This is a genomic window from Celeribacter baekdonensis (assembly GCF_003047105.1).
In the GTDB taxonomy this organism is placed as follows: domain Bacteria; phylum Pseudomonadota; class Alphaproteobacteria; order Rhodobacterales; family Rhodobacteraceae; genus Celeribacter; species Celeribacter baekdonensis_B.
In genome coordinates this window covers 16781-31595 of the sequence record NZ_CP028474.1, presented here as the reverse complement: position 1 = coordinate 31595, position 14815 = coordinate 16781, and the positions used below count along the sequence as shown (strand labels likewise).

Annotated in this window: 15 protein-coding genes; 12 read left to right on the top strand and 3 right to left on the bottom strand. The window is 62.3% G+C overall.

The window, feature by feature from the left end; all coding sequences use genetic code 11:
• Nucleotides 1-187: 187 nt before the first annotated feature.
• The 3 genes from DA792_RS22390 to DA792_RS02710 all read left to right on the top strand — a co-directional run bounded on the left by DA792_RS22390 (nucleotide 188) and on the right by DA792_RS02710 (nucleotide 2817).
• On the top strand, nucleotides 188-352 hold the full coding sequence (locus DA792_RS22390; RefSeq protein WP_008335988.1) for a hypothetical protein: 165 nt from the start codon (nucleotides 188-190) through the stop codon (nucleotides 350-352).
• Nucleotides 353-606: 254 nt separating this feature from the next.
• Complete coding sequence (locus tag DA792_RS02720; RefSeq protein WP_074646411.1) at nucleotides 607-1659, top strand: hypothetical protein; 1053 nt, start codon at nucleotides 607-609, stop codon at nucleotides 1657-1659.
• 753 nt (nucleotides 1660-2412) lie between these two features.
• Nucleotides 2413-2817, top strand: coding sequence for a single-stranded DNA-binding protein (locus tag DA792_RS02710; protein WP_074646413.1), 405 nt, complete (start codon nucleotides 2413-2415; stop codon nucleotides 2815-2817).
• Between the two features lie 103 nt (nucleotides 2818-2920).
• Here the strand turns inward: DA792_RS02710 and DA792_RS02705 are convergent, their stop codons facing one another.
• Nucleotides 2921-3994: a hypothetical protein gene (locus DA792_RS02705; protein ID WP_107718007.1), complete on the bottom strand. Its 1074-nt coding sequence runs from the start codon at nucleotides 3992-3994 to the stop codon at nucleotides 2921-2923.
• A gap of 236 nt (nucleotides 3995-4230) precedes the next feature.
• On the opposite strand from DA792_RS02705, the gene DA792_RS02700 reads away from it, so the two are divergent.
• The 8 genes from DA792_RS02700 (at nucleotide 4231) to DA792_RS02665 (ending at nucleotide 8933) form a co-directional block, all read left to right on the top strand.
• A complete protein-coding gene (locus DA792_RS02700; protein WP_074646415.1) occupies nucleotides 4231-5430 on the top strand; it encodes a DUF932 domain-containing protein in 1200 nt (399 codons plus the stop codon).
• Nucleotides 5431-5553: 123 nt separating this feature from the next.
• Entirely contained in the window at nucleotides 5554-5994 is a 441-nt protein-coding gene (locus DA792_RS02695; protein ID WP_074646416.1) for a JAB domain-containing protein, read from the top strand.
• 108 nt (nucleotides 5995-6102) lie between these two features.
• Nucleotides 6103-6621, top strand: coding sequence for a DNA repair protein RadC (locus DA792_RS02690; protein WP_074646417.1), 519 nt, complete (start codon nucleotides 6103-6105; stop codon nucleotides 6619-6621).
• Between the two features lie 101 nt (nucleotides 6622-6722).
• A complete protein-coding gene (locus DA792_RS02685; RefSeq protein ID WP_074646418.1) occupies nucleotides 6723-7214 on the top strand; it encodes a DUF6878 family protein in 492 nt (163 codons plus the stop codon).
• Between the two features lie 10 nt (nucleotides 7215-7224).
• The gene (locus DA792_RS02680; protein WP_074646419.1) at nucleotides 7225-7602 is read left to right on the top strand and encodes a DUF6915 family protein; all 378 of its coding nucleotides are present in this window, start codon (nucleotides 7225-7227) and stop codon (nucleotides 7600-7602) included.
• Between the two features lies 1 nt (nucleotide 7603).
• Nucleotides 7604-7801 carry a hypothetical protein gene (locus tag DA792_RS02675; protein ID WP_074646420.1) on the top strand — a complete coding sequence of 66 codons (198 nt, stop codon included), beginning with the start codon at nucleotides 7604-7606 and terminating at the stop codon, nucleotides 7799-7801.
• A gap of 75 nt (nucleotides 7802-7876) precedes the next feature.
• Nucleotides 7877-8296, top strand: a complete 420-nt coding sequence (locus DA792_RS02670) for a hypothetical protein (RefSeq protein WP_074646421.1) — start codon at nucleotides 7877-7879, stop codon at nucleotides 8294-8296.
• Complete coding sequence (locus DA792_RS02665) at nucleotides 8289-8933, top strand: antitoxin of toxin-antitoxin stability system (RefSeq protein WP_074646422.1); 645 nt, start codon at nucleotides 8289-8291, stop codon at nucleotides 8931-8933. Before DA792_RS02670 ends, DA792_RS02665 begins: the two co-directional genes overlap by 8 nt.
• Nucleotides 8934-8988: 55 nt before the next feature.
• On the opposite strand, the gene DA792_RS02660 is transcribed toward DA792_RS02665, so the two are convergent.
• A complete protein-coding gene (locus DA792_RS02660) occupies nucleotides 8989-9603 on the bottom strand; it encodes an Abi family protein (RefSeq protein WP_245708041.1) in 615 nt (204 codons plus the stop codon).
• Between the two features lie 361 nt (nucleotides 9604-9964).
• Nucleotides 9965-10261 carry a hypothetical protein gene (locus DA792_RS02655; RefSeq protein ID WP_074646424.1) on the bottom strand — a complete coding sequence of 99 codons (297 nt, stop codon included), beginning with the start codon at nucleotides 10259-10261 and terminating at the stop codon, nucleotides 9965-9967.
• A gap of 176 nt (nucleotides 10262-10437) precedes the next feature.
• On the opposite strand from DA792_RS02655, the gene DA792_RS02650 reads away from it, so the two are divergent.
• Nucleotides 10438-14814 (top strand): strawberry notch family protein, encoded by a 4377-nt coding sequence (locus DA792_RS02650; RefSeq protein ID WP_074646425.1) that lies wholly within the window; start codon nucleotides 10438-10440, stop codon nucleotides 14812-14814.
• The last annotated feature ends 1 nt before the right edge of the window (nucleotide 14815 follow it).

Below are 14815 nucleotides of genomic sequence, written 5' to 3'. Positions count from 1 at the left end.
ATTCCCTTCCTTGCCCCGAATCCAGTCTTCGAGATCAACCCGCGAGGGGTCGGACTACGGGCGAGCCCGTGCCGCCGGGTGGATTCGGACGAGCCGAACGCACCCGGTGATGTCAGCCAGTTTTCGGGCCAGCGGGGTCCTGTCGCGCGGGGGATGGTCCTCCGCCTCCAAGACAGGAGCCAAACAGATGTCCCGCAAAGATGCACATGCCTTCGCCGCCTCCCTCGCCGCCACGCTCATGGTTTCGATCGTCGTCTTCCAGGCAGGTGATGGAACCTTTGGCGCCGTCCCCGCCGATGAAATCGACGGAGACGAGGTACAGGTGGTGGGTGAGATCGACCCCTGGGCGTAACGCCCACGGGATCGAAGACGGCTCGGGTTCGGAGCAAGGCTCCGATCCGGGCCTTTCGCCTGTCCACCGTTCCGGCCGACCGGCAGAATGAGCCGACGATGGTCGGCATGCCTTTGCATTAAGAAAACAAGCTCGAGCGTTAGCCAATCTGGCTTTGCACAGACATCAGCGGTCAATTGCAGTGCAATGAATGCAGCTTGAACATCGTCAGGGTTCGTCGGACACTGCGTTGTATTTGGTTCGGGTCACGTCGCATGCTCTACAAATCATTGATTTCCTTATACGGTTCATCGCTTGCGGGTAAATCGGCTCCTGCTGACGACCTGGTTTGGCACTTTACGCCGTCCGAGGATCTGAGGCTTTTTCGCGAGTATGCGCTCGATGCCCTACAGCAGGCAAAAGTATACCTGCTCGACCATATGGCTGCAGCCTATGCCGATACGCTTCATGACGCAGTCGCCAAGCAGGCTTCGGAAACCGGTCTTCCCGCAATGGCCATTCTGGGTGAGGTAAAGCTCCCCGCCGACGTTGTTTGGGTCGAATTTGACGATCGAGAGCTGGGTGTCGCGCGCTTTGAACGGGCTTCACATGTAACGAGACATGACGACAAACCCATAGGCACTGGTCTACGCGGCTATCTCATCGATGATCGAAACAATGGCCACTTGCGCATCACGATGTTCCATCGCCGCGACAATTCGAGGGTCGTCGATCCAATCTGCGCTTTGCTCGTGAAGCGAACTCCGACAGGCGAGTTGAACTACGACAACGTCGAAATCGAGTTGAGCCGTTCCATGGTCGAATTCCGTGTGCGGAGCGGTGATACGATGGAAATGATCAACGGTCGGCGCACGGTGCACCAAGTTGAAACAGGCTACGATCTTTTCATCCCCTACGCGCTCTTTGCGATGCTGGCTTCCCCGGACTTGGGTGGCATCATTCCCACGGAAAACGAGACGTTCACAGCCAAGGATGCCAAGACCGCTCGAAAATTCGGGAAGTCCTGGATTCTAGGCGCGCAGAAATCCCATCTTACAATCCGCATTGGTCCGCAGGCCGCGGCTCACATGGAGGAGCGGCAGGCTCGCCTTGAGTTCGAGCGTCAGGTCCAGGACGGGCGAAGCGGCCCTGTTCGCCATTGGGTGAGCGAACATGAGCGGCGCTATCGCAGCGGTAAGGTTGTGTTGGTGAAGGGGCACCACAGAGGGCAATTGCCTGCGCCTAATCTGCCAACGCGTGTGATGGGACCAAGACCCGAGGCAACGATTTTCGAGTTGGACGCAGTTGATCCGTCCGACCCAGACTGAACCCGGAGTTTTCCATGCAGCCATGTCGTCCGCCGTCAATCTATCGTCGCCACATTGACGAACAGCCGTAGTTTTCGGCCGTGACCGGACCAGGTCGGCGCCAAAAGCTCAGAATGCCGGAAACCCTGCGATACCGGCGCACAAGCGGTTTCCATTCTCCCCGATCAGTTCGGCCAGGAAGTGGTCCATCCCGTGGCGATAACTTCCGCCTTGGTGCAACCTTTCGCCATCTGCCAATCCGAGACCGTGGGGATTGACCTGGCGGCTTTCTTCCGCATTTTCTGCAGAGCGTTGGGCGACAATGTCCCGAGATCGAAATCAGCCGTTGGTGCGGTTCGTGTCCTGAATATTCCGGTATCGATAGCCTGTCTCGGCAAGGCCCTGCATTCCCCTGCAGGGAAGGGCAGTGGGGCGAGAGCTGGTGATAGCCACTTTGGCCGCTGGTGGGGTGCTGGGCTTTGGGTCAAACAGTCCGATTGGCAAGGGGACATGGTCTGGCATGGGCTCCCCGTATCTCTCTGTCTCCTGGGCCATCCCTTCGACTGACAATCCCCTAATCCCGTTCGGTCTCCTGCGCGCAACCCCGCGTCAGTCCGGGCCGTGTTGGCCGCCTTAGGCGTCCTGCCCGCTCCACCCCGGTCCTTTGGGGGTTTCCGGTGTCCATGCTGTCCACCGTGCACGCGTCACCCGACGGGCTTTTTCAGGGTCTTGTCGAAGGGACGGTCCCGAAGACAGGACACACAGGAGCTTATCATGCAGAACATCGTCATCCTCGCCGGCAACATCGGTCAGACCCCCGAAGTCCGCACCACCCAGAGCGGCACCAAGATCACCAACTTCAGCCTCGCCACCTCGCGCCCCCGCCTCTCGGAAGGCCGTGTGATGCGCGACGAGAACGGCTACCGGGTCATGGACACCGAATGGCACCGCATCACCTGCTTCAACGGTCTCGGCAAGACGGTCTCTGAGCATTGCGAAAAGGGCATGAAGGTCCTCGTCCACGGCCGCATCCACTACACCAAGTGGATCGACAGCATGGGGAACGACCGCTACGGCTGCGAGATCATTGCCGAGAAGGTCGACTTCCTGAGCCGCCCGAAGTCGGCCGAGAACGAAAACCCCGAACTGGTCGACCGCGACGATGAGATCCCGTTCTGAGGAACGGGGTCTCCCCCCCTCAGGCCCGGCGGGGAAACCCGCCGGGTTCGCTGCACTGCTACAATGTAGCTTCGAGCCCACTTTGGCCGATGATGCAATGCAGCTATCTGCCGAGCAGTGCACGCATTAACGGGTTCGTCATGGCAATGTCGGGCATGCTTTCCGATCGGTATGGAATATTGAATTTAATCAGGTCGTCGGACTCGCGCGACGCTTCGACACCAATGCTCTCAGCCATGTCCTCTAAGATATCGCCGATTGCCTCGAAGGCATCCAAATTCTTCCATCTCCCAAACTCGTTCCAAAGCGCCTCCTGCATTTCAATCAAGCGTTCGTAGAACGGAGAAAACCACCCAAACTCAGCCTCATCGGTGAGAGCAGGCGGATGCGTTTCCGGGGTTTCCTGCGCCGCTGCAGCACCCACAAAGTAAGATGAATACTTCAGCAGATCGCCGAGCTTCCCATATACTTCCCCTACAATCTGCCCAACATCCCCGTGGGTCCGATATGCCTTAATCAGCTCATAGCATTGGCCCCTGGTATCGCCCAACACCTTGACCAAGGTTTCGAGGTAACCCTCTACGGGATCATCTCCAATGGAGCCTGCGATGCGGCATACAGCATACTCATCCCACGTTGCCAGAATAACCTGCCAGCGCATGTTATCTAGGATATTGCTGTGTGTTTTCTGAAGAAGAAACCCGGGGAACGACTTGTCAAATGCTGCTGTCACCTCCACATGCGCGCATTCGTGTGCAATTAGGTGAAGTGATTGCCAAAAGTATTCGGTTTCCTCCCCAGGTCCTTCTAGGATGCTGAGCGCGTAGTTCGCGTTAAGTACTAGATGCGTTTTGATCACACCGTCGCGAATTACCGTGGGCGCCATTGCAACACCGATGGCGACACCTTTGGTGGCGGTGAGTGTGTAGGTTGTCTCATATCCACGATCAAGATCAGCCAGTGCTTCGTCGTAGTCGAAGGCGACCGTCACGCCATCCAGGTTGGTTAGGTCGATGGATTGGCTGATGACGCTGAGAACGGAATGCAACTTGTACATCGCCTCCTTGGCGTAGTCCTCGTCTGGAAACATTCTGGCGGAAAACTGAAGATCGCTCGGAATCGTAGTGCCTTGTGGCAGTTCGGCGGTCTTGCCCTCTTCATCCTGCAACTTGCTCACCTTTCACCCCCTAAGTCTGAGATTCCCACGCACATCTAGAGATGGACACATACTGCGCTGGTACAACCGAATCTGGGTAGGAAATTCGGCGATTGCGCAATCGCAGCGAGCGCCCGCTTCGTCCCGCATTGCCGCCGCTCGTGCCTCTTTTGAAGAGTGAGAGAAAGGCTGGTTGCTTTCGCGACAGGTTAAAGGCTGGGAGAGTGGCTCCCGGCGCCTGTCGCGGAGGAATGCCGATGGGCGTTGTTGAAGTTCTGGATCCGGTACAGCCGACGCGGGCTGGTGGCTGGAAGGTGGATGTGAGCCGGGGTGAGCGGAACGGGCGGGTGTCGTCCGAATGGTTCAACCGGCCCGATGACGAGCGGTATCTGTCGCTCGACGATCTCTGGGCGAGCGTGAAGGGTCGCTCCGAGCGCAGCCGCAGCCGCGTGGTGCAGACAGCGGACATCCGCGTCGAGGCCGCGCGCGACAGCGCCGAGCGATTGCACCTGGTCCTGCCGAAGGCGCATGAGCCGGTCGTGCCTACCCATTGGGCGTTTGGCCAGCTTGCCAGCATTGTCGGCGCTCCGGCCTCCTACCTGCGGCAGTTGCCCGCGCCGCTGGCGGGGATCAACCTGCAATACGGCCTGACCAACCACCGCGCCGAGCAGGTGAAGACTCTCGAGACGGAAGACGGCCAGACCGAACTGCGCGCCGTGACCGGTCCCGACTACGGCCGCATCCATGACTTCGAGCTTGTCGAGGCGGTGCAGCGCATCGCGGGCAATGGCACGGGCGATACGCGCTGGAAGGTGCCGGGTGTGCTCGACTGGTCGACCGGGGTCTACAACCCCGATGTCGAAATCAGCCGCGATACGACCACGCTCTACGCTTCGGACCGCGATGTCTTCCTGTTTCTGGTCGACGACCGCAATCCGATCGAGGCGGGCAAGTTGCCCGACGGCTCCCCCGATCTCTATTTCCGGGGCTTCTATTGCTGGAATTCCGAGGTGGGCGCGAAGACCCTCGGCATGGCGAGCTTCTACCTGCGGGCGGTGTGCCAGAACCGCAACCTCTGGGGCGTCGAGGACTTCCAGGAGATCAAGATCCGCCACTCGAAATACGCCGCTTCGCGCTTTGCCCATGAGGCGGCCCCGGCGCTGACGCGGTTTGCCAACTCCTCGCCGCAGGGCTTCGTGAATGGCATCAAGGCAGCACGGCAGCAGGTCGTGGCGCGCAGCGACGAAGACCGCGCGGATTTCCTGCGCAAGCGGGGCTTCTCGAAAGCGGAGTCGGGCAAGATCATCGAGAAGGTGCTGATGGAGGAAGGCCGCCCGCCCGAGAGCATCTTCGACTTCGTGCAGGGCATCACGCGGCTTGCGCGCGACAAGACCCAGCAGGATGCGCGCCTCGACATGGAAGGGCGCGCCAAGAAGCTCCTCGACCGGGTCGGCTGACGCGAAGCCCGGCACAGCGACCGCCTGCATCCGCGGCGGTCGCGTTTTCCTCTTCCACATGCACGCCACTGGCCCCGCCTCGAGAGGGCAGGGGCTTCGAGGTGGGCAACTCGCGAGACCTCCATGACCCCCCAGGAAAAAACCGTCATCCTCGAGGCCCGAGACATCCTCGGCCGTTATCTTAGCCAAAACCCCGTCATCGACAGCTGGCAGGGGCTTTTGGACTATTGCGCGCTTACCGTCCGCGGCCCGATCGAGCGATTTCACGTGCTCTATCTCGACCGCAAGAACCGCATCCTTGCCGATGAGCTCCTGTCGACCGGAACGGTCGATCACGTCCCGGTCTATCCGCGCGAGGTGATCAAGCGGGCGCTGATGCTGAACGCCAGCGCCCTGATCCTGATCCACAACCACCCATCGGGCGATCCAACGCCGTCCGAGTCCGATCTCAGCATGACGAAGGAGATCCAGAATGGCTGCAAGTACCTGGGCCTGACGTTGCACGACCACATCATCGTCGGCGCCGGGACGGAGCTGAGCTTGCGGGCCCTCGGCAAACTCTGAGGGCCCATCGGACCCATCACCGCCGCCCCTTCGAGGAAGAGGGCGGCGGTTTGGTTTTTGACGGATGAGGCGGGGAGAGAGGCTTCCCGCGCCGTCGGAGATACTCCCATGTTCGACCTGTACTTGCCCATCCACCCGACCGCCTTCGCGCGGGGCATCCCGCCACATTTTCCCTTGGGCGACACCGATCCCGATCATCCCTTCGCCCTGACACTGTCGCGCCGCGCACCGGCTGACCTCATGTCGGGCCGGGCCGCCCCGCTGGTCCTCGCCCGTTTCGCTTCGCTGGCCGAGGCCATGCAGGGCGCGATCGATCATGCCGAGGGGATCGACCCGGGTGCCGCACCCCAGCTTCTGGCAATCCTCGACCGCGACGCCCGCCTTGTGCTGGCCGGGGCCGCCAGTGATTACGCGGTCGCCTGGTGCCACCCGGTGACGAGCGCGGCCGAGGCGCGGGGCGTGGTGACCGAGGCGAGCCAGCTGCGCGCACAGGCGGGCCGAGCGGCCACCTGGGGTGAGCCCGATCTGGCGCAGCGGCTGCGCCACCGCGCCGATCTTCTGGATGCGCGGCTGGTCGATCCGCTCTGGCGCGGTTTCGCCGCCCGGGCGCTGCAGGTCGCGGCGTGAGGCCCGAGAGACAGAGGAGGGCAGGGAGGAATTGGAGTTGTTCCGGGTGAGAGAGAACGCCCGGGACAGCTCCGATCCCTTCCCTTGACCGGAGACACCCGATGACCCTGACCGAACCCTCCCTCACGCCGCCTATGGTGCCCCCGACCGTCGACATGGCGCAGATCATCGCGGCGCATGCCGAACGCACGGCTCGCATCGAAGCACTGCGCCCTGGCAACAAGGACCGCCTCTTCGACGGCCTCATGGCAGCCGGCATCACCCATGTCACCGTGACGTTCGATGGTGCCGGCGACAGCGGCCAGATCGAAAGCATCGGCGCATGGTCCGGTGATACCGCCGTCGATTTCCCCGCCACCGAAATCGAATACGCCGCGCTGACCTGGGACGACCCCGAGGTCGAGATGCGCAGCCTGTCGCTCGAGGATGTTGTCGAACAACTCGCCTACGACTTCCTCTCCGACACCCATGGCGGTTGGGAGAACAATGACGGCGCCTGGGGCGAGTTCTGCTTCGACGCCGCTGCCCGCTGCATCCATCTCGAGTTCAACGAACGGTTCACCTCGTCCGAACTCACCACCCATGATTTCTGAGGGGGCGGGTATGGCACATCCCTATCACCACGCCCTCTCCTCGGTGAAGAAATGGGGCGGCACGGTCGACGACTTCATCGCCGTGCATTCCTGGTTCGACCAGAGCAAGGAGATCACAGCCGACTTTCGGCACCGGGCGCTGCGCCACCATGCGGAGGGGATCTTCATGGCCGAGACGATTTTCGGGCAGACTCTCACGCTCTCGACCGGGCGCATCATCCCGACCCGCTGGGTCGGGGAACAGCATGTGAAGGAAGACCTCGGCTTCATCCCGAGCTTCGCCGACTGGGTAAAGGCGATCCGGCCCGAACCCTGGATGGGCCGGGCCGAGCGGATCGAGGCCCTGGTTGATCCGCATCTCGCCTCGCCCGTGGTCGAGGTCACCTGAGATGAGCGATCCAGCCTATCAGCGCCTCGGCCTGTCCGAAACGGCTTCGCCCTACGCCGTCCTGCGGGCGGCGGTCAGGGCGCTGCATCCCGACACGCGCGCCCTTCGCACCTTCCGGACGGCGCGCAAGCGCTTCTATAGGCAGATGCTCTGCGCGCATGCCGCGCGACAGGCGGCAGGCGACAGTCCTACCGGCTGATCGCCCCCAACCACCCCTTCATTCCAACACAACGCCCGGCCGCCCGGCCGGGTTTTCCTCATTCAGGAGGTCCCCATGGCGGATTACTTCACCCATTTCTCATGCCTGCTCGACGTCGGCACCCCCGACAAGGCTGCTCGTGCACTCGCGCTGTTCCAGAAACTGCGCGCAGCGGATCAGGACGCCGACGATCCGGAGGTGGCGGGTTTCACCCTCGTGCATCAGGACGCGCCCGAGGGCAGCACCCTCTGGATCCATGATGACGACGACGGCGATGTCGAAGCCGTCATCCGCTTCGTGCTCCGCCTTGCGGACGACCTCGATCTCACCGGGCTTTGGGGGTTCCAGCATGCCCTGACCTGCTCTCGGCCACGACTCGACGCCTTTGGTGGCGGCGCGCATGCCATCGATCTCAGCACGCGCAAATCCATCGGCTGGTCCAGCACGCAAGAATGGCTGGCCGCAGCATTGAACGGGGAGGGCATCGATGCCTGAGGTGATCTGCACCACCGTCTACCAGTTCCCCGAACTCTCGGATGCCGCCAAGGAGAAGGCGCGCAGCTGGTATCGCGAGCTTGGCCCCCATGACGATTGGTGGGACGCGGTCTATGAGGATTTTGAGCGGGTCTGCGAGATCCTCGGCATCCGCCTGAAAACCACACCCATCCGCCTGATGGGTGGCGGGACGCGGGCCAAGCCTTGCATCTGGTTCTCCGGCTTCTGGAGCCAGGGCGACGGGGCCTGCTTCGAGGGCTACTGGTCCCACGCCAAGGGCGCGGCCGCGCGCATCCGGGACTACGTACCCACGGACACGACGTTGCATGGCATCGCCGACCGGCTGCAGGCCATCCAGCGGCGGAATTTCTACCAGCTCGCCGCGGAGGCCAGCCACCGTGGCCGCTATTACCATGAATGTACCATGTCAATCGACGTCACGCGGGACAGCGCGACCTGGCAGCCGCCGACTGAGGACGCGGAAGAAGTCGTGACCGAGGCGCTGCGTGATCTGGCCCGCTGGCTCTACCGCCGGCTTGAGGCCGAATACGACCACCTCACTTCGGATGAGGCCATCGAGGAGGGGATCATCGTCAACGAGTATACGTTCACGGAAGGAGGGCGGCGGTTTGGGTGAGCTGATCTCGTTCCACGCAGACAAGCGGGGGCTAGGTGTTGTCAGTCGGCAATGCTCACGGCTTCTGCCGCACGACCGTCATGACCCGGGAATATTGTTTGATCCAGATGGCCTTATCTGGGCTCAACCATTTAATCAGTTCCATGATCTGACTATACTCAGCGGTGATATTTCGATGATGAATTGGTTCATGATGAAAGACGCGGTTGCGAAATTCACGGACATCGTCACAGCGCTTGTATAGTTGTGCATAGGAAACAGGCCCCGGCAGGTGAGGGAAGTCTCCATGCAGATTTGCCCAGAAGACGGGTTCGTGCCTTGGCAGCAGCATTTTCACCCAGAATCCAAAATTGAGCTCTGCGGTCATTCGCCCTGAGGTAACCGCGCCCGTTGTGACGAGCTTGTCGCGTGCTGTTTTTACTATGCGCTTGCCGCCGCTCTTGATCTGCAAGAGAAAGGCAGGGTCATCCCACCATTGCGGACCATAGAGCGCGATGAGGCGAGCGACGATTATGTTCCTTAGACTGACCTCGGCTGCGCTCAGTACAGGGAAGAAAGCCTCACTGAGCTGAATGTTCCAGCCATAGAGGGCGAGAGCGTGATCTGGATCGTGACCAGCAGCAATGAGGTACTTCGTGAGGCGTTCTTGAGAAATTATATTTGTTACCAAGTACTTAATGCTCCGATCGACTGTTCGCACGACTTTCACACTGCGCTTGACAGTCGTGCGAAGATACCCATATATGAGAGCAATCGAAGGCAAAGTCAGGCCTTCAAACCCTTAGAAGCCCGCGACAGCCGTTACAGGTCCTCGCGGGTTTTCGCTTTTTATACATCTACTTACGGAAATCCAAGAAGATTTGGCGAGGCAAACTCTCAGCCCAATATGGTGCGGTGGCGCTTGGTCATCCCACTATTCTGCTTCTAGTCGACCTTCACCAGGAATGGCTTTTCCAAGCTCAGAGTTATGACGTGTGAAGATACCGCAGGCCTGTGACCCCGTTCGTCGGGGGACGAGCGCCCCGTTCCTGTCACTTGTTCCCGTCGATCCACTTCGACATGAGCCCCTTGTCGCGGAAGCATTCGTCCGGAACGGCGCGCCTTTTGATCCGGGCGAGTTTCTCAGCGAAGGCCACCTGCTTGGACGTGGGCAGCCGGTCCATGTCCGATACCGGTTTCATCTGGGCCTGAGCCTCGATCCAAGCGCTCAAAGATCGCCGGTCTTGCTGAACCTCCCAGGGCAGGAGCGTTCGGTTGCGCAGGGCGAGCGACCGCGCATAGGCAATCTGCTTGGGCGTTACGGGCAGGGCGTGCTTGGTGCTTTCCATTGTGGAACCCCCTTTCTGGCTTGGTTCTAAAATAGAACATAACAAGAACAAAATCAAGCCAAGCGTCGGGAACACCTTGGTGCGAGAGGGAGAGAGGGGCCGGGAAAGATCAGGTCCGAGGCTGCCCGAGATAGGGTGTCCGGGCCTGATCCTGTCCTTCATTCCGGAGTTTCCCGATGACCCATCTTGCCCCTGTTGCGCAGGCGTCCTTGCCTGCGCCCGTTGTTCCGTTGGCAGCAAATCCTGCCCCTGCGATCGTTGCTGTTGCCGAAGCGCTGCAGCCCGATCTGGCGCAAGGACTTCAGATCGACGCGCTGCACCTGCGCCGCGAGATGGAACATGCCTTTGGCGGTTCCGATGCGACCGGTGCCTGGGACTGGAAGCTCGCCTATGAGGCGGGTGAGGTGGCGCAGATCCTCTTTCTGCAAAAGTTCGGTCGGGCGCTGCTTGCGCGTGCCGGCTCGCCTGCGGCGCTCTTGCCGATCCTCGCCAAGGTGGCAGGCCTCTTACCCACGCACACCCGGCGGTCGGAAGAGATGGAGCGCTTTCAGCAATTCTCGACGCCGCTGCCTATGGGGCTCACGGCTGTGGCGGCAGCACAGCTCACGCCCCGAGATCTCGTCCTCGAGCCGTCGGCCGGGACCGGGCTTCTGGCGATCCTCGCCGAGATCGCCGGCGGCACTCTGGCTCTGAACGAGTTGGCGGACACCCGCGCCGACCTTCTTCGGCTGCTTTTCCCGGGTCGCCCCGTCACCCGGTTCGATGCCGCGCAGATCGATGATCATCTCGGCGAAGAGACCCGCCCGAGCGTCATCCTGATGAACCCGCCCTTCTCGGCCCAAGCCAATGTCGATGGTCGGTCGACCGAGGCGACGGCCCGGCATCTGCGCTCGGCCCTCGCGCGTCTGGCCCCCGGCGGACGGCTCGTCGCCATTACCGGAGCTGGTTTCGCGCCGGATGCGCCTGCCTGGGCCGAGACCTTCGGCCGTCTGACCGAGACCGCGCATCTGGTGTTCTCCGGCGCGGTGTCGGGCGCAGCTTTCGCCAAGCACGGCACCAGCTTCGAGACGCGGATTTCTGTCTTTGACAAATGCCGCGGCGGTGAGCCGGGCGGCACCACCGCAGACCTGCGCCAGCCCACGTCCCCGGACGTGGCACATCTGATGTCTCGGGTCACTGCCGAGGTCCCGCCGCGCCTGGAGCTTGATCCGGCAGCTACCGTGAGTCTGGGCCACACTTCCCTCTTCCCGGGAAGTCCTGCCCCGACCCCCCGCAAACCCGTCAGCCGATCCCGCGCGACCTCCGCAGCTCAACCGGCGAAATCAGACATACCGATCGAGGTCGAAGACCTAAACTACGCGCTTCGCGACGTCGCCGGGGACGAAGATGCCGCACGGCTGTCCGACGCGATCTACGAGACATTCCGTTTGCAGGCTATCGACATCCCAGACGCCGCATCGCACCCGACCAAGCTTGTGCAATCGGCGGCCATGGCCTCTGTCGCACCGCCGAAACCCACGTACCGCCCCAAGCTGCCCCCGGCCATCCTGCGTGACGGCCTGCTGTCAGACGCGCAGCTCGAGACCGTCATCTACGCGGGGGAGGCGCATGGCGCGCATCTCACTGGGTCTTGGACCGTCGATGAGACCGGTGACGTGGTCTCCGCTGCACCGGACGATGCCGCTGACGCCGTCCGCTTCCGCCGCGGCTTCTTCCTCGGCGATGGCACCGGAGCGGGCAAGGGCCGCCAGTCGGCTGGGATCCTGCTCGACAACTGGTGCCAAGGCCGCCGCAAGGCGCTCTGGATCTCGAAGAGCGACAAGCTTCTGGAGGATGCGCAGCGCGACTGGTCGGCGCTTGGCCAGGAGCGGCTTCTGGTGACGCCGCTGTCGCGTTTCGCACAAGGGCGCGACATCCCTCTGACCGAGGGCATCCTCTTCACCACCTATGCGACGCTGCGCTCCGAAGAGCGGGCGGCCAAGAAATCCCGCGTCGACCAGATCGTCGACTGGCTCGGGGCGGATTTCGACGGGGTGATCCTCTTCGACGAAAGCCATGCTATGGCGAATGCCGCCGGGGGCAAAGGCGAGCGGGGCGATACCATGGCATCGCAGCAGGGCAGGGCGGGTCTGCGCCTGCAGCACAAACTTCCGAATGCCCGCGTGGTCTATGTCTCGGCCACGGGCGCGACGACGGTCCACAACCTCGCCTACGCGCAGCGTCTCGGGCTCTGGGGCGGGGAGGATTTCCCCTTTCAGACCCGGTCGGAATTTGTGGAAGCCATTGAGGCTGGCGGTGTCGCGGCGATGGAGGTTCTTGCCCGCGACCTCCGGGCGCTCGGTCTCTACACGGCGCGGTCGCTGTCCTATGACGGTGTCGAATACGAGATGCTCGAACATGCGCTCAGCCCCGAGCAGCGCGGCATTTACGATGCCTATGCCGGGGCCTTCGCCATCATTCACAACAACCTGATCGCGGCGTTAGATGCGGCGAACATTTCTGGCGAGAGCGGCACGTTGAACCGTCAGGCGAAATCCGCCGCGCGGTCAGCCTTCGAGAGCGCCAAACAGCGCTTCTTCGGCCATTTGCTCACCTCGATGAAGACCCCCACGCTGATTGCATCCATCGATGCCGATCTGGCTGCGGGTCATGCGGCGGTCATCCAGATCGTCTCGACGGGCGAGGCACTGATGGAACGCCGCCTGACGGATATCCCGACTGACGAATGGAACGATATCCGTTGTGACATCACCCCCAGGGAATACGTCCTGGACTACCTTGCCCATTCCTTCCCGGTGCAGCTCTACGAGCCTTTCACCGACAGCGAAGGTAATCTTTCGTCGCGCCCCGTCACGCGAGACGGCCAACCGGTCGAATGCCGCGAGGCCGTCCGACGGCGCGATGCGCTGATCGAGAAACTGGCTTCGCTTCCGCCCGTGCCGGGCGCACTCGACCAGATCGTCCAGCGCTTCGGCACCGACCTCGTCGCCGAGGTCACGGGCCGGTCGCGCCGTATCGTGCGCAAGGGCGAAGGAAGTGCTGCGCGCCTCGTCGTGGAAAATCGGGCGGTCTCGGCCAACCTCGCGGAAACCGCCGCCTTCATGGATGACGAAAAGCCTATCCTGATCTTCTCGGATGCCGGGGGCACCGGGCGCAGCTACCACGCCGATCTCGGGGCGAAGAACCAGCGCTTGCGGGTCCACTACCTCCTGGAACCCGGCTGGAAGGCAGATGCGGCGATCCAGGGCCTCGGGCGCACCAACCGCACCAATCAGGCGCAGCCGCCGCTGTTCCGGCCGGTCGCCACCGATGTGAAGGCGGAAAAGCGGTTCCTCTCGACCATCGCGCGTCGTCTCGACACGCTTGGCGCGATCACCCGCGGCCAGCGCCAGACTGGCGGGCAAGGGTTGTTCCGACCCGAGGACAACCTCGAGTCGCCTTACGCCCGTGATGCTTTGCGCCAACTCTACCGCCGCATCTATCGTGGCGATGTCGTTGGCTGCTCGCTCGGGGCGTTTGAGGACGCGACAGGTCTCAGCCTGACCGACGACAACGGGCTAAAAGACGACTTGCCGCCGATCACGACTTTCCTCAATCGCCTGCTGGCGCTGACGATCGACATGCAGGCCGTGCTGTTCGCGGCCTTCGAGGAGCTGCTCGATCAGCGAATTGCGGGTGCTATCGCCGCCGGGGTCTACGATCTCGGGCTCGAGACACTCCGTGCCGAGAGCTTTCGAGTGACCGACGCACGTGTCATCTACGCCCATCCCGGCTCCGGCGCAGAAACCCAGCTTCTCACCATCGCGGAGAAACGCCGCAACACGCCGACCTCGCTCGCGGATGCGTTCGACTGGCTGGATGACCCGAAGGCGCGGTGTCTCATCAACAGCCGCTCGGGCCGGGCTGCCGTGCAGGTTCCCGCCACTAGTCACATGCTGGACGATGGGACCATCGAGCCGCGCCTGCGCCTGATCCGCCCGCTTGATGCCAGCACGGTCCCGGCCAAGGTCATGGAGGACACCCACTGGCTCGAGGCCGACCGCGCGGCCTTCACTGCGGCGTGGACTGCGGAACTGGCCGAGGTGCCGGAGTTTTCGGGCTCCACGCTGCACATCGTGGCAGGTCTGCTGCTGCCGATCTGGAAGCAGCTTCCCCAGGATGAAACCCGGGTCTATCGCCTGCAGACCGATGACGGGCAGCGCATCATCGGCCGCCGCGTCTCGCCTGCCTGGGTCGCGACCACGCTGGCCACCGATGCGCCCAAGCTCTCGGCCGCTCAGATCCATGCCCTCGTTCTGGAGGGCAAGACCGTGGTGTGCCTGTCCGAAGGGATGGAATTGTACCGCTCGCGCGTCATGGGCGCGAACCGGATCGAACTGTCGGGCTTCTCGGAGGCAGCCAAGGATCGGCTCAAGGCCGATGGCTTCTTCTCGGAGATTATCAGTTGGAAGCTTCGGCTGTTTTGCCCGACCGACGCCGATGGCATCGCGATACTGGATCGTCTGCTTGCACGTTGTCCTGTTGCAAGGCTACATGATCGCGGAGGTTGTTGAC

Bases quoted from the DNA above. Each gene is read 5' to 3' on its own strand.
- DA792_RS02650 (WP_074646425.1), top strand. From the start codon at position 10,438: ATGACCCATCTTGCCCCTGTTGCGCAGGCGTCCTTGCCTGCGCCCGTT.
- DA792_RS02710 (WP_074646413.1), top strand. From the start codon at position 2,413: ATGCAGAACATCGTCATCCTCGCCGGCAACATCGGTCAGACCCCCGAA.
- DA792_RS02685 (WP_074646418.1), top strand. From the start codon at position 6,723: ATGACCCTGACCGAACCCTCCCTCACGCCGCCTATGGTGCCCCCGACC.
- DA792_RS02690 (WP_074646417.1), top strand. From the start codon at position 6,103: ATGTTCGACCTGTACTTGCCCATCCACCCGACCGCCTTCGCGCGGGGC.
- DA792_RS02670 (WP_074646421.1), top strand. From the start codon at position 7,877: ATGGCGGATTACTTCACCCATTTCTCATGCCTGCTCGACGTCGGCACC.
- DA792_RS02665 (WP_074646422.1), top strand. From the start codon at position 8,289: ATGCCTGAGGTGATCTGCACCACCGTCTACCAGTTCCCCGAACTCTCG.
- DA792_RS02675 (WP_074646420.1), top strand. From the start codon at position 7,604: ATGAGCGATCCAGCCTATCAGCGCCTCGGCCTGTCCGAAACGGCTTCG.
- DA792_RS02680 (WP_074646419.1), top strand. From the start codon at position 7,225: ATGGCACATCCCTATCACCACGCCCTCTCCTCGGTGAAGAAATGGGGC.
- DA792_RS02720 (WP_074646411.1), top strand. From the start codon at position 607: ATGCTCTACAAATCATTGATTTCCTTATACGGTTCATCGCTTGCGGGT.
- DA792_RS02695 (WP_074646416.1), top strand. From the start codon at position 5,554: ATGACCCCCCAGGAAAAAACCGTCATCCTCGAGGCCCGAGACATCCTC.
- DA792_RS22390 (WP_008335988.1), top strand. From the start codon at position 188: ATGTCCCGCAAAGATGCACATGCCTTCGCCGCCTCCCTCGCCGCCACG.
- DA792_RS02655 (WP_074646424.1), bottom strand. From the start codon at position 10,261: ATGGAAAGCACCAAGCACGCCCTGCCCGTAACGCCCAAGCAGATTGCC.
- DA792_RS02700 (WP_074646415.1), top strand. From the start codon at position 4,231: ATGGGCGTTGTTGAAGTTCTGGATCCGGTACAGCCGACGCGGGCTGGT.